This is a genomic window from Acinetobacter sp. 1294243, assembly GCF_000588015.1.
Lineage (GTDB): Bacteria > Pseudomonadota > Gammaproteobacteria > Pseudomonadales > Moraxellaceae > Acinetobacter > Acinetobacter pittii.
Genome location: NZ_JFXG01000002.1, coordinates 375,043 through 390,067, shown reverse-complemented (window position 1 = coordinate 390,067; position 15,025 = coordinate 375,043). Strand labels below are relative to the sequence as shown.

Below are 15,025 nucleotides of genomic sequence, written 5' to 3'. Positions count from 1 at the left end.
GCGCAGAAACCTGATTTAAGCATTTTTTATAAAAGAAAAATGCTTAATATTTGGAGAATTCTTAAATGAATAAACCTCAATATAATATGTTCTGTTTACCGCCTGCGGGGAGTAGCGCGAGTATTTATCATCCATGGAAAAAGCAGATCTCTGACAATATTCGTATTATTCCCATTGAATATTCGGGGCATGGTATAAAAATAAATGAACCACTGATCGATGATCCTGATCTATTGGCTATGCAAATTGCCAATGAAATACAAGCTTATTCAGACACACCGTTTATTTTATTTGGACATAGTGTAGGAGGTGGCTTGATTTGGAAAGTACTCAATTATTTGAATGGAAAAACCATAATTGATCAGTTGAGATTAATCGTTATAAGTAGCCGACCTGAGCATCACTATATTCAACATATGCGGTACAAGCATGAGTTAACTGATGAAAAAATTATTGATGAATTAAAACGATACAATAATTTTCCTGATGAAATTTTAAATAATCAGGATGCACTCACATTCTTTCTCAAAATCATTCGTAACGACTTCTATCTTAGTGATCAATTGCTTAGCGAGAACATACACAAGACTGAGGTTCCGATCGTTGCATTTTATGGCAAACAGGACCCTGATATTCCTAACAAAAGAATAATGGATGCATGGCAACAACACACAGAAAATTGGTTAGGAAGTATTGAGTTTGAAGGGGACCATTTCTACTTTCTCAATCCCGAGACCCGACTAAAGATGCTTAAAAACATTGCTGCCATCGTTGAAACATTGACCGTGAATATTGAATAAAGTACAGGCTATGAATACGGAGAAGCAGTTAAGTAGAAGGGCTAACTCATGTCTGGATGAAATAAATATTCAATATGAAAAGCTAACAGCTTTCGGGCTAGATATACATAAAGTCCAGCTCAGTGAAATCAAAGAAATACCTCAGCTTGATCATATCTATCAGGAGCTGAATATATTTCTTCCACCGAAGATAAAAAACTCACGCTTCATTCGACAATTAGAATTCTTGACGGGACGCTTAGCAGCAAAATATGCATTACAAAGCCTCAATTTAGAACATTCTATTGTCTATCAAGGTAGACATGGGGAACCCCTATGGCCCGAAGGAGTGATAGGTGGGATTAGCCATGTTGGATCAAAAAAATCATGTCATGCCATCGCATATGCTAGAAATACCACGGCTAAAGAAAAAATATTTGGAATCGATATAGAGTCTCAAAAACATCATATTTTTTTTCAAAAGAAAGATGAGTTTTATGATGTTTTTCTAAATAAAAATGAACAAGCAGAAATTGAAAAGCTGCAAAAAAAACAAGCATATTTATATTTGGTAATATTCTCTGCTAAAGAAAGTATCATTAAAGTAATTTATTTAAAATATAAGCAAATTATTGATTTTAAAAATATAAATTTTAAACAACTAGATGGCGAGTTTCTTTATTTTTATCTTAGTCAAGAAAGTTCAATCGGGATAAATCTAGAGATTAAAGTTCAATTTTTTTATACAAATAACGAGATAATTACAATTTCTTGCATTGAAAACTAATTTTATTATTGATAATAATAATCATTTGCATTAATGTGTGTTTCAGTATTTTTATACTCCTATATTTAAAAAGAAGTACTACAGAATTTGCTTGAAAAAAAATCAATGTGAGAGGTGATATACAGATGATGCAGACTCAAATATCAGTAGAGCAAAATTTAGATCATATCGGTCAAAAGAAATTTTCATGTTTCTCTACGAAAAATTATTATCTCGAAGTGAACGAATTCGTTAAAACGCTAAATACACCTGCAGCAAATACCGCACTATTTAATGATGAGATTGCAAAATGTTTTGAAGAAATTAAAAAGCAAGGCCATCAAAATCCAGTTTTAATTGGTGCTATACCTTTTGATATTACAAAGAAAAGTAGCTTAAATTTTTATGCTGATCATAAAAAAATAACACAAGCATCTTCTACGATTAACTCATTAAAAAAACGTAATAACATTGAGGTAATTAATAAATCATTACTCATTCAACGCCAAAAATTTGAAGGTACAGTACAGTTAGCTTTAGATGCTTTTGAAAAAAAGAAGGTAGAAAAAGTTGTTCTTTCTCAGGCTGTTGAATATGAGTTTAACCATCATCAAGAGCCAGAAAATTTATTGGCTGCTTTATTAAAACAAAATCCAAATGCTTATAATTTTGTGATTCCAGTAGAACATAATAATTATATTCTAGGCGCAAGCCCAGAACTGCTTTTATCAAAACAAGGTCGTATTGTAACCAGTAATCCTTTGGCCGGTTCTAGGCCCAAATCACCGATTTCTGAAAAAAATTTCGTCAGCCAACAAGAATTAAATCATTCTGAGAAAGACCAACATGAACATCGAATTGTGGTTGAAAATATTATTAGAAATTTAGCCACTCATTGTGTAGAGCTTAAGGTTTCTGAATTTCCAGATATTTTAGAAACATCAACAATGCTGCATTTATCATCAGAATTCCAAGGTATGCTCAAACAACAGGCACCGAATGCATTAAACCTTGCATTAGAATTACATCCAACACCAGCGGTTTGTGGTTCACCAACTCATGTTGCTAAGCAGTTTATTTTAGATCATGAAGGTTATGACCGACATTATTACACGGGGTTAGTAGGCTGGATGGATGCCGAGGGTAATGGAGAATGGGTAGTGACGATTCGATGTGGTCTACTCAGTGAAAATAAAATGCGCTTATATGCTGGTGCGGGGATTGTGGAAGGATCAGATGCTGAAGCTGAATGGTTAGAAACAGAAGCTAAAATGCAAACCATGTTGAATATTCTAAATACAAAAATTGCTGTGTAATTAGTAAACCTAGGCTGGTTTTATTTTTATAATCAAAACAATAACTAAGTATTCTAGTGAGATATAGTAAAAATTTAATAAAAAAGCCTGCGTAAAGCAGGCTTTCTTTTTAGATGGATTACTCAAGGAATTTAACAGTTACGCCTGAACGTACTTTATTACCTAAATCGTTAGCATCCCAGTTCGTTAAACGGATACAACCGTGAGAAGCTGTTTTAGAAATTAAAGACGGGTTTGGTGTTCCGTGAATACCAAAAGATTTTTTACTTAAACCAATCCAGATATTACCTACAGGTGCATTTGGACCAGGTGGTAAAGAAAGAGGTTTCAAGTTTTTACCTTGAATAAAGTTTGATGGTGAGTAGCTATACCAAGGATTACGAGCCACACCAACTACCTTGTAAGTACCGGTCGGAGAAGGCGTATCAGTACTGCCAATTGTTGCAGGAAATGACGCAATCATTTGGTTACGGCTATTGAAGAGATACAATTGTTTTGCACCTTTATGCGCAATAATCAAATGAATGTCTTCTGGTAAATCATTGCGTACGTTTGGAACAATGATTTTTTCACCCGCTTTTTTGAATGTTGCTGTTGGATTGATTGTTTTTAAGAAAGCTTCATCGATATGAAACTTTTCGCCCAACATTTCGCTAACACGAGTGTAATACAAACCTTTCATTTTAGCCTGTAAAGCATAATCAGAAGGAATTGATTGTGCATATGGGCCTTTTAAATCAGCATCAGTAATGGTGTATTCAATAAATGAAGGTTTTGTTTGCTTAGCAACTAATGCATCCCAAGTTTCTTTAGTCAGTTCACCAGTAGGTGATAAACCATTCATTTGCTGGAATGAAGAGATTGCTTTTAAAGTGTTTTTGCCACTCATACCGTCAATTGCACCTGGTGATGCATGTGCATTATTTAGCATGACGTGAGCACGAGCGTAAACTGGAAACTGGCCTTTACCAATATTTTCATACCATTCAGCCGAATTTAAGCTATCTAATGTCCAAGAAACTGCTGGAGCTGAAGTCTTTGCAGTTGTTGTGGTCGTTTTAGCTACGGCTACCGGTGCTGAAGCGGCAATACCTGAATCAGCATTTTGGTCTTCAGTTTTTTGCAAATTTTGTAATGTTGTTGACGCTCGATTTAAGTCACTTTGTTCTTGAGCGGTAATTTGTGTCGAAGCTTGAGCTTTTACAGTTGAAGCTGCATCTACTGCTAAAGGATCAATCGGATCTTCTACAGGAGCTGATACCTTTTTAGGGTTCAGGGGTTGCTCAGTTGTTGAAGCAGCAAAAGCAACATTAGCAATAATACAACTTAAACTCATAGCGAGTAATGAGCGAACAAACATGTAATTCAACCTTAAGAATTTTCATATAAGCAATAGGGGCATGATCTAATCTAAAATTGCATAAAATTACCAATAACTCATCTCTATGAGCCCAAGATTGGCAATTTAGTGGTTAAAAGAATATCAATAGACCCGATGTAACATGTTGCAAGTATTGCAGAAAACCTTGCTGCTTGCAGTAGACTTTTGTGTAAATATGCATTTTTTAGTAGATTGACGAGTTTTTTGTGTGAAATTGAAATTATAAAAATCTCTATGTTTTTGATATGATGCTGCCACATAAAGAATATAGAGATTGGTAATGACGACTTTGAAAAATGATCGTTTCCTACGAGCTTTGTTACGCGAACCTGTAGATACCACACCGGTATGGATGATGCGTCAAGCAGGACGTTATTTGCCTGAATATCGTGAAACACGTTCAAAAGCAGGCGACTTTCTATCTCTATGTAAAAATACAGAATTTGCTTGTGAAGTGACTTTGCAGCCTTTACGCCGTTACGATTTAGACGCAGCAATTTTATTTTCAGATATTTTAACAATTCCTGATGCATTAGGCTTAGGGCTTTATTTTGAAACGGGTGAAGGCCCTAAGTTTCAAAAAACTGTTCGTACTGAACAAGATGTCGCGAATTTACCCAAGCTAAATGCAAAGTCAGACCTTGATTATGTGATGAATGCAGTAAGCACAATTCGCTCTGCTTTAGGTGGCCAAGTTCCACTGATTGGTTTTTCTGGTAGTCCTTGGACATTAGCAACGTATATGGTTGAAGGGGGTTCAAGTAAAGAGTTCCGTTTTACCAAGCAGATGATGTACGCGCAACCAGAAATTTTGCATGCTTTACTTGATCATCTAGCAGATTCAGTTACTGACTATTTAAATGCTCAAATTGATGCAGGTGCTCAGGCTATCCAGATCTTTGATAGCTGGGGTGGGGCATTAGCACATCGTGAATATGTCGAATTCTCTTTAAACTACATGAATAAAATCATTGCTGGTTTGCAACGTGAGAAAGATGGTCGCCGTATTCCTGTTATTGTTTTCACTAAAGGTGGCGGTCAATGGTTAGAGCCAATGATTACGACTGGTGCAGATGCATTAGGTTTAGATTGGACTACTCCACTTAATACAGCTCGTAATATTGTGTCGGGACGTGTAGCGCTACAAGGTAATCTTGACCCTGCTGTTTTATATGGCTCGGCTGCTTCAATTGAAAAAACTGTAAAAGCAATGTTAGACGATGCTTATGCAAACGGTGAAAAAACAGGTTACGTTGCTAACTTAGGCCACGGTATTACCCAGTGGGTAGACCCTGCGCAACCAAAAATCTTTTTAGATACAGTACATGAGTATAGTGCTAAATATCTAGGATAGTTTTTTGTGCGCCATCTCACTTTACCAATTCATTTTATCGGCAAGGCTGTTTCGGCAGCCTTGTTTGGTATTCTACTTTTAATTGCTTTTGCTTTAACAGCACCGATGGGAAGCCATGAATATATGGGTTTTTATCGTTATGATTATTTACTCATCTATGCAGTGCTGATTCAGATCTGTCTTTTATATTTAAAACTTGAATCATGGGCAGAAGCTAAAGTTATTGCTTTATTTCATGTCATGGCGATGGTCATGGAAATATTTTTAACGCATCCTGCGATTGCATCATGGCAATATCCTCAGCCTGCGGTATTTAAAATTTTAACTGTGCCTTTATTTGCAGGCTTTATGTATTCGGCTGTAGGTAGTTTTTTTGCGCGATCACTCCGATTATTTAAGGTTTCTTTTGAAAAACTTCCAAGTTTTGGAACGATGCTTTTACTCGCATTTTTCTCATATATAAACTTTATGAGTAAATTTTTTGTACCTGATATTCGCTATATTTTATTTGCGATCAGTATTTTTATTTTTTGGAAGACCAAACTTTATTTTCAGCTAAATGAATATAAATTTAAAATCCCGATGTTACCTGTATTGTTGACCCTCGCTTTTCTAATCTGGATTGCTGAAAATATTAGTACTTTTTATAAAATCTGGCTCTATCCAAGTCAGGTAGATGCTTGGCATATGGTAGGTTGGGGTAAACTGGGGTCATGGTATTTATTATTACTTTTAAGTTTGGTTCTCGTGCTTAAAATATTAGGTCATCGAGATAATCAAGGTAACTGGAATCTAAGGTAAATTTTTTCGTTAGCACTTTTCATCATATTATTTATTTTTTAATTGCTAAATCACAGCCTTCTCGCTATCTTTAATATCGTGTAATAAGAATTACACATAACAATACATAAGAAACAATCAATAATGATTTTGGAGATATACATCTATGTTAAAAAAATTAGCTTTAGCTGCTTTGTTAGCAGCTGGTTCAAGTGTTGCTATGGCTGATAACGATGTAGGTTGTGGTGTGGGTACGCAAGTATGGGCTGGCCAAAAAGGAGTGGTGCCTAAAATTCTTGCTGCAACAACAAATGGTATTTTTACTAACCAATTACTAGGGATTACTTTTGGTACTTTAGGCTGCCGTCAAGGCGGAACAGTAACTGCGCAAGTGGTTACATTCACAAATGAAAATGCTGAAGCTTTAGCACGTGATATGGCAGTAGGCCAAGGTGAAAGCCTGAACGTACTTGCTGAGTTAATGCAAATCAAACCTCAAGACAAAGATCGTTTCTTTAAAGTTTCAAAAGCAAACTTTGGTGAAATCTATTCTGCAAATAATCAAAATACGCTTCAAGTTTTAGCATCATTACAAACAGTAATGGCTAAAGATGACGTTTTAAAAGCTTACGTATAAGTTTGAAACTGAAAACCCTGTCGTATGGCAGGGTTTTTCTTATATTTAATGATAAAAATTGATGAGCTTAATGAAGTCAGTTGTTTTAGTTTTTGCCTCTTTGGCAGTGAATATTGCTTATTCAGCAGATATAAATCCATCTATTCAAAAATATTGGTCAATTGCAGAACAACAAAATCTAGATCAAGACATTACATGGCAAAGGCTGATGTATGCCAATAAAAATCAGAAAAGTGAGGTTACTTATTCTGGCTATTTCTTATCAGAAAATGGAAAAAATAACTTAAAAGAAGAACTAAAAGCTGACATTTCAGCATTATTTGTGCCTGCTCAAGATAATCAGTCGATTCGTTGTAAGTTTCCGGCACGTAGTCAATGGCTCATGCAAAAAGTCGGCATTCAAGAAAATGAATTGCCTCAAGTAAAGTGTACCGAATTTGAAAACTGGATTGGGCAGATTAAGCCTCATAAAGCGACCTTAATTTATGCGACCGATTTTATGGGCAATCCTAGCTCAATGTTTGGTCATACGTTATTGCGTTTGGACCCAAAAGATCAACAGCAGTTAAACCTTGTCTCTTACGCCGTAAACTATGCAGCAACTGTGGCAGGCAACGACAACTGGTCATATGCATGGAAAGGTTTAACGGGGCAGTATCCAGGCGAATATTCATTGATGCCTTATTATCTTAAGGTAAAAGAGTATGGTGATTTTGAAAGCCGCGATTTGTGGGAATATGAGTTAAATCTATCACCTGAAGAAACTCGGTTTTTAGTAAGCCATATTTGGGAAATGCAACATGTGAGCTTTCCTTATTATTTTGTGAGTGATAACTGTGCCTATCGATTGTTGGGGTTAGTGGATTTAGTAAAACCTGAATCTAACTTGCAAGAGAAATTCACCTATGCATCGATTCCAATGGAAACCATTAAATCGATGCAGCAGCAGGGGCTCACCAAAGCTCCTGTATATCGACCTGCTTTAGAAACCCAATTATTGGCCCAAGCTCATCAGCATGGCGCCTCACTGGCGAAGGTGGCTCATCAAATTGCGATGCTGCCTATACAGCAGTCTTCTCAGATTTTAAAATCATTTACTGAGCAGGATCAGGCTAAAATCCTCGAGATGGCTTACGATGATTTATATCTACAGTTTATTGGTCGTAAAGTTGAAGAAAGCATTGCTCAGCCGCAGTTACGTCAGCTTTTAGCACTCAGAAGTCAGATTGATTTAGATAAGCAACGTCAAGAACCAAAAAGACCAACAAAGGAGCCGACTCAAGGCCATAACGCACGTAATCTTTCATTAAAAGCTGGTGAGGTTCAAGGCGATAAGTTTATCGAACTTGGTCATCGCCAAGCCTATCATGATTTAATAGATCCTCAAGGAGGCTATCGTGCAGGTACTCAATTACTATTTTTAAATGGTAATGCACAGTGGCGAGATGACCATTTAAAACTAGAACGTCTTGATCTGTTAGAAGTGAACTCTTATAACCCGATTCAACCATTTAAAACACCACTGAGTTGGGGTTTTAACTTAGGTTGGCGTCAAGAAGCTATTCATGATGGAAGCTTTAGTGAAGACAAACAACACGGCGTAGCAAGCTTTAATGCTCAGGTCGGTTACAGTCTTGCAGACTATGGGCGAAAGCATATTTGCTATGGACAAGTACAGACCTACGTACAAACAGGTTCAAATCTAGATAAAGGGTGGCGCGTAGGTATGGGGCCAACTTTAGGTTGTATGAATCAATGGTTTGAGCGTTTCAACTCTGTGGTGCAAATTGAATTGCCATATTGGGAAGATCAAAACCAATGGAATTTGAGAGTAAATACTCAGTGGCAATATGTGATTAATCGCAATAATGCTGTTCGATTGAATTGGGACTATGAGCAACAAAACCATCAAGACTGGATGAAATCAAGTCTAGGATATGTTTGGTTCTTTTAAAGAATAAATGTATAAAAAAAGAGAAATGAGTTTATTCATTTCTCTTTTTTTGTTTTTAAACAAGACGATTATTTCTTTATTGCATTTAATACTGCATACGCTGCCTTAATGCGTTCTTCATTTGGAATACGTTTATTGGTTAACATGACTAAGCCAATATTTTCTTTAGGAATGAACACGACATAAGTTCCGAAACCATTGGTTGAACCAGTTTTGTGGAACATCTTAACTGAAGGTTCTTTTGAAATGGCAGTCACTTTATTAGGCTTCATCACAATTTGTTCTGAATTACTGTCTAATAAAGTTTGTAAAAGCGCTGGATAAGAAAATTCTTCCCAACCAAGTGCCTGATACATCGTGCCGACTTGGTAGAAACCTTGATGTGTTTCATTAATTGCACGTTGAATATCTTTCGGATATTTCTGTGGGTTGAGGTTGGCATTAATAAACTTAAGCATATCGGGTAGCGTCGATTTAACCCCATATGCTGGAGCATCTAGTGGACCAGGGTTAACACGAATTGGCTGATTTTCTTGGTTATAGCCAAAAGCATAGTTTTGCATCTGAGTTTTAGGAACATTTACATAGCTATGTTTTAAGCCAAGATCTGGAAAAATTGTTTTTTCTAAGACTTGGTCGAAAGGTTTATTCATAGACAATGCCACAACTTTTCCAAATAAACCAATGCTTGGATTTGAATATTGTCTATATTCACCGATTGAGTTTTTAGGTTTCCAGTCTTTGAAAAAAGTTAAAACTTGTTGGTCTGTTTGTACTTCATCTGGGAACTGCAAGGCAAGGTTACCACTTGTATACGTTGCGAGTTGAAGTAAGTTAACTTGGTCAATCGGTGTGTTTTTTAGTTTTTTCCAATATTTACCAGGCGTATCGTCAAAAGAGATTTTTCCTTTATTTTTTGCATATCCACCTGCTGTTGCGGTAAATAATTTACTAACTGAACCTAGCTCAAAAATGGTACTGCTATTTACAGCTTTTTTATCTTGAACAGATTGAAGACCATAATACATTTCATACTTTTTATTATTTTGAATAACACCCACAGCCATACCTGGCACATCATATTTTTCTAATAACGGTTTAAAGTTCTGATCTACCAGTTTTTTAATTTCTTGTTCTTTTGATGTATTGCCCGCATAAATTGATGTATTAAAAATAAAAAGAGGAGATAAAAGTAAGCAAGAAATCTTGTTAAATCGCATGATTAACTCATAAATTATTTAAAATTAAAGATGCGTACTTTTATAACAAAAATCACCTAATTTAATTGTTATGTTTTATAGGTTAAGTACTTTAAATAGATATAAAAAAAGCCCAACTTCGGCGGGCTTTTATTTTGGCAGTAAAACCGGATTAATAGCTTTCTGGTACTGCACTTAAAAATTCACGACGCGCTTCTTTGTCGGTTTTAAAATCGCCGACAAATGAAACTGTACGGGTTGTAGATTCTTGTTTACCTACACCACGCATCATCATACACATATGTGCTGAATCGATGACTACAGCAACACCGCGAGCACCAGTCACTTCTGCGACAGCTTCTGCGATTTGTTGAGTCAGATTTTCCTGAATTTGCAAACGGCGAGCAAACATCTCGGTAATTCGTGCAAATTTAGATAGACCGAGAACTTTGCCTTCCGGTAAATAGGCAACATGAACACGGCCGTAGAATGGGAGGAGATGATGTTCGCAAAGCGAATAGAATTCAATATTCTTCACCAATACCATTTCATGGTTATCTGATGGGAAAACAGCATTATTGGTGACTTCTTCTAAAGTTTTACTATAGCCAGAAGTTAAATATGAAAAAGCTTTAGCCGCACGCACAGGCGTATCTTTAAGGCCGGGACGATCAAGATCTTCACCGACGGCAGTCAGGATATTTGCGTACGATTGCTGCATTGACATAAGACGTATAAATTTACTCTATTAGACAAGCTCGGCATTGTATCAGAAACATGACCTGATGTTCATAAATCCTCGCACTATATTTATTTTGGTTTTGCGCAAGCTTAATAAAAGATGAATAAATTTCATGTTTTTTATCGTTAATAGTCAAGTGTTTGGACATGAAATGTGCGCTTAATATTGGTAAGTTCTAAATGATCGCGTAATGGCATCATATTTGCACAGAAGCATTATTATAAAGCATAAGGATAAAACATGTTAGAACGTCCAATCACCTTCTTTTTCCGTGGTGGTCAGCAGCAAGTAGAAAATGTAGTACCCACAATGACGGTTTTACAATTTCTACGAGAATATACCCAAACTGGTAAGACTAGGCAGACTGGTACAAAAGAGGGATGTGCTGAGGGCGATTGTGGTGCATGTACAGTAGTGATTGGTGAACTGGTCAATGACAACCTGCAATTACGCAGTGTGAATGCGTGTATTCAGTTTTTACCGACTTTAGATGGTAAGGCCCTATTTACAGTAGAAGACCTTCGTAGCTTATTGCCTGTACAAGATGGGACACTTCATCCGGTACAACAGGCAATGGTCGATATGCATGGCTCACAATGCGGTTTTTGTACACCCGGTTTTATCATGTCGTTATGGTCAATGTATGAAAATGAACAAAATTCTCCAAGCAAAGATAAAATCAGTGATTATCTTTCTGGAAACTTATGTCGCTGTACAGGCTATCGCCCTATTTTAGATGCAGCACAAAAAGCATATGACTATCCGCGCGTTTTATTAAACCGTCAAAAAATAATTGATGTATTAAAAGAGATCAGAACATTACCTGCATTGCATTTAAATGATCATGGTCAACAATTTTTTGCACCAAAGACTTTGCAAGATTTTGCCGTATTGCGCTTGCAGTTGCCGCAAGCGCGTATTGTTGCGGGTAGCACAGATGTCGGTTTGTGGGTAACAAAGCAGGGCCGTGATTTGGGCGATATGCTTTATATTGGCCAGGTTGAAGAACTCAAAAAAATTGTAGTCACAGATAATGCTTTAACGATTGGGGCAAACGTCAGTTTGAGTGATGCACTCATTAAAATTTCAGATTTTTATCTCGACTTTCAAGAATTGCAGCGCCGTTTTGCTTCCATGCCGATTAAAAATGCAGGAACTCTAGGTGGAAACATTGCCAATGGTTCGCCTATTGGCGACTCAATGCCAGCATTAATTACGCTAGGTACACGATTGATTTTGCGTGTAGGTGTGCAGACCCGTGAAATTGCCTTGGAAGACTTTTATTTAGATTATCAAAAAACAGCATTACAACTTGGTGAGTTTGTTGAGACGATTGTTATTCCGCTTCGCGAAGGGCAGACGCGTTTTAAATTTGCTAGCTATAAAATTGCCAAACGTTTTGAGCAAGATATTTCTGCGGTATGTGCGGCCATTTCATGTGAGTTAGATATTCATCATGTCGCTCACAATGTCAGAATTGCTTTTGGTGGCATGGCGGCTATTCCCAAACGTGCAAAATATGCAGAAACCATATTGGAAGGTCAGCAAATTACAGCAGAATTGATCGTTCAGGCACAGCAGGCCTTGTCGCAAGACTATCAGCCTTTAGATGATGGACGTGCTAGCTCGGCATATCGATTACACGTCGCGAAAAACTGTTTACAGCGTTTTTATGTAGAAAAAGTTCTGTCTCAAACGATCACTCGTGTGAATGACTTGATTGCTATGGTGGAGATCTAAGATGAATCAAACCATTGACTTAAGTGTTTCTAAAAAATCTGCTAAAGCAGGCGACTCGATTCCACACGAAAGTGCACATTTACATGTGACTGGGCAAGCAACCTATATTGATGATTTACCCGAGCTTGAAAATACCATGCACCTAGCTGTCGGATTTTCAAATTGTGCCAAAGGCAAAATCAGTAAGTTTGATTTGGATGCAGTACGTCAGGCTGATGGTGTCTATGCAGTTTTTTCTGCAAAAGATATTGAGGTTGAAAATAATTGGGGGCCAATTGTTAAAGATGACCCAATTTTTGCCGAAGAGCAGGTCGAATTTTATGGACAAGCCTTGTTTGTGGTTGTGGCCGAGAGTTATCAGCAAGCCCGTCAGGCAGTTTGCTTAGCAAAAATTGAGTATGTGCCCGAAACTCCAATTTTAACGATTCAAGATGCGATTGAAAAAGAATCGTGGGTGTTGCCACCTGTTGAATTTAGCCATGGTGAAGTTGAACAGGCTTTTCAAAACGCAGCCCATCAACTTTCAGGAGCGATTGAGCTGGGTGGGCAAGAGCATTTTTATCTTGAAGGACAGATTTCATATGCGATTCCACAAGAAAATCAGAGCTTAAAAATTTATTGCTCGACACAACACCCAACCGAAATGCAGTTACTGATTTGTCATGCATTAGGCATGAATATGCATCAGGTCAGTGTGGAAAGCCGTCGTATGGGCGGTGGTTTTGGTGGTAAAGAGTCGCAGTCGGCACAGTGGGCATGCATTGCATCTTTGGCAGCGAAAAAAACAGGTCGTCCGTGTAAATTACGCTTGGATCGTGATGATGACATGAGTGCTACAGGCAAACGTCACGGTTTTGCTTATGAGTGGTCTGTAGCTTTTGATGACAGTGGTGTTCTGCAAGGCTTAAAGGTACAACTGGCTTCAAACTGCGGTTTTTCGGCTGATCTTTCTGGGCCAGTGAATGAACGTGCGATTTGCCATATTGGCAACGCTTATTATTTAAATGCAGTTGAGCTACGTAACTTACGTTGTAAAACCAATACTGTTTCTAATACCGCATACCGTGGTTTTGGTGGACCGCAAGGCATGTTTGTCATCGAAAATATTATTGATGACATTGCTCGTTATTTAGATTGTGATCCGGTTGAAATTCGGCAACGTAATTTCTTTGCCGAACAGCCTGGCGCTGGACGTGACCGTATGCACTATGGGGCAGAAGTCCGTGATAATGTTGCACCAAAATTGGTAGCCGAATTATTGCAAAGTAGTGATTATGCGAAACGCAAACAAGACATTTATGCCTTTAATCAGAACAATGACATCATTAAGCGTGGTATTGCGTTAACCCCATTAATGTTTGGTATTTCGTTTAATGCCGTACATTACAATCAGGCAGGTGCACTGGTGTATGTGTATATGGATGGCACTGTTGCGATTACGCACGGTGGTACAGAAATGGGACAGGGGCTATATACTAAAGTACGTCAGGTTGCTGCGCATGAGTTGGGTTTACCAATCGATAGCGTTCGTTTAATTGCAACCGATACTTCTCGTGTGCCAAATACTTCGGCAACTGCAGCATCGAGTGGCGCGGATTTAAATGGTAAAGCTGTTCAAAATGCTTGTATTAAAATTCGTGAGCGTCTGGCAAAACTTGCAGCTGAAATAAGTGACAGTGACGCTAACCAAATCCACTTTGAAGATAGTATGGTTTCAACAGTGAATGGTCATTCATGGACTTTTCCTGATTTGGTTCAACGGGCATATATGGCACGTGTACAACTATGGGACAGCGGTTTTTATAAAACGCCAGAAATTCACTATGATCAGGTCAACCATTTGGGGCGTCCATTTTTCTATTATGCCTATGGTGCAGCAGTCAGTGAGGTCGCAATAGATACGCTAACTGGGGAAATGAAAGTATTACGTGCTGACATTTTGCATGATGTCGGGCAGTCAATTAACCCTGCAATTGATATTGGGCAAATTGAAGGTGGTTTTGTTCAAGGGATGGGATGGCTTACGACAGAAGAGCTGTATTGGCAGCCGCATGGACCACACGCAGGCCGTTTGTTTACCCATGCGCCTTCAACTTATAAAATCCCGACGAGTGTAGATATTCCTCATATTTTTAATGTCAAACTATTCAATAATCAAAATCAGGCAGACACCATTTACCGCTCCAAAGCGGTAGGTGAACCCCCATTTATGTTGGCATTATCTGTTTTCTCTGCAATTCGTCAGGCGGTACAGGCGGCTATTCCCGAAAAAGCTCCGCTCGTGCTCAATGCTCCAGCAACTGCCGAAGAAATTTTACGTGCAATTGCTATTGGACGGGGACAAGCTTTGGCTGCTCGCCCACAGGCTAAAATGTAG

12 protein-coding genes are annotated in these 15,025 nt (G+C 37.8%); 9 read left to right on the top strand and 3 right to left on the bottom strand.

What is annotated here, in order from left to right; all coding sequences use genetic code 11:
- The first annotated feature begins 65 nt into the window (after positions 1–65).
- The 3 genes from basH to basJ all read left to right on the top strand — a co-directional run bounded on the left by basH (position 66) and on the right by basJ (position 2,861).
- The gene (gene basH / locus J655_RS09485; RefSeq protein WP_032005239.1) at positions 66–800 is read left to right on the top strand and encodes an acinetobactin biosynthesis thioesterase BasH; all 735 of its coding nucleotides are present in this window, start codon (positions 66–68) and stop codon (positions 798–800) included.
- Positions 801–810: 10 nt separating this feature from the next.
- Positions 811–1,566, top strand: a complete 756-nt coding sequence (locus J655_RS09480; protein ID WP_032005241.1) for a 4'-phosphopantetheinyl transferase family protein — start codon at positions 811–813, stop codon at positions 1,564–1,566.
- A 125-nt stretch (positions 1,567–1,691) separates the two neighbouring features.
- A complete protein-coding gene (gene basJ / locus J655_RS09475; RefSeq protein WP_032005243.1) occupies positions 1,692–2,861 on the top strand; it encodes an acinetobactin biosynthesis isochorismate synthase BasJ in 1,170 nt (389 codons plus the stop codon).
- Positions 2,862–2,979: 118 nt separating this feature from the next.
- Here the strand turns inward: basJ and J655_RS09470 are convergent, their stop codons facing one another.
- The gene (locus J655_RS09470) at positions 2,980–4,221 is read right to left on the bottom strand and encodes a L,D-transpeptidase family protein (RefSeq protein ID WP_017398631.1); all 1,242 of its coding nucleotides are present in this window, start codon (positions 4,219–4,221) and stop codon (positions 2,980–2,982) included.
- 301 nt (positions 4,222–4,522) lie between these two features.
- Between J655_RS09470 and hemE the strand changes: the two genes are divergently transcribed.
- From hemE to J655_RS09450, 4 genes are all read left to right on the top strand, one after another.
- Positions 4,523–5,596, top strand: a complete 1,074-nt coding sequence (hemE, locus tag J655_RS09465; protein WP_032052297.1) for a uroporphyrinogen decarboxylase — start codon at positions 4,523–4,525, stop codon at positions 5,594–5,596.
- 6 nt (positions 5,597–5,602) lie between these two features.
- Complete coding sequence (locus tag J655_RS09460; protein WP_002118932.1) at positions 5,603–6,397, top strand: DUF817 family protein; 795 nt, start codon at positions 5,603–5,605, stop codon at positions 6,395–6,397.
- 145 nt (positions 6,398–6,542) lie between these two features.
- Complete coding sequence (locus tag J655_RS09455) at positions 6,543–7,013, top strand: DUF3015 family protein (protein WP_002118800.1); 471 nt, start codon at positions 6,543–6,545, stop codon at positions 7,011–7,013.
- 61 nt (positions 7,014–7,074) lie between these two features.
- Complete coding sequence (locus tag J655_RS09450; protein WP_032052296.1) at positions 7,075–8,967, top strand: DUF4105 domain-containing protein; 1,893 nt, start codon at positions 7,075–7,077, stop codon at positions 8,965–8,967.
- Positions 8,968–9,035: 68 nt separating this feature from the next.
- Here the strand turns inward: J655_RS09450 and J655_RS09445 are convergent, their stop codons facing one another.
- Both J655_RS09445 and folE read right to left on the bottom strand, forming a co-directional pair.
- Positions 9,036–10,187 carry an extended-spectrum class C beta-lactamase ADC-245 gene (locus J655_RS09445; protein WP_032005249.1) on the bottom strand — a complete coding sequence of 384 codons (1,152 nt, stop codon included), beginning with the start codon at positions 10,185–10,187 and terminating at the stop codon, positions 9,036–9,038.
- A 151-nt stretch (positions 10,188–10,338) separates the two neighbouring features.
- Positions 10,339–10,887: a GTP cyclohydrolase I FolE gene (gene folE, locus J655_RS09440; protein ID WP_002118643.1), complete on the bottom strand. Its 549-nt coding sequence runs from the start codon at positions 10,885–10,887 to the stop codon at positions 10,339–10,341.
- A 261-nt stretch (positions 10,888–11,148) separates the two neighbouring features.
- Here folE and xdhA point away from each other — a divergent pair, with 261 nt between their 5' ends.
- Both xdhA and xdhB read left to right on the top strand, forming a co-directional pair.
- Positions 11,149–12,648, top strand: coding sequence for a xanthine dehydrogenase small subunit (gene xdhA / locus J655_RS09435; RefSeq protein ID WP_032005251.1), 1,500 nt, complete (start codon positions 11,149–11,151; stop codon positions 12,646–12,648).
- Between the two features lies 1 nt (position 12,649).
- Positions 12,650–15,025: a xanthine dehydrogenase molybdopterin binding subunit gene (gene xdhB, locus J655_RS09430; RefSeq protein WP_032005253.1), complete on the top strand. Its 2,376-nt coding sequence runs from the start codon at positions 12,650–12,652 to the stop codon at positions 15,023–15,025.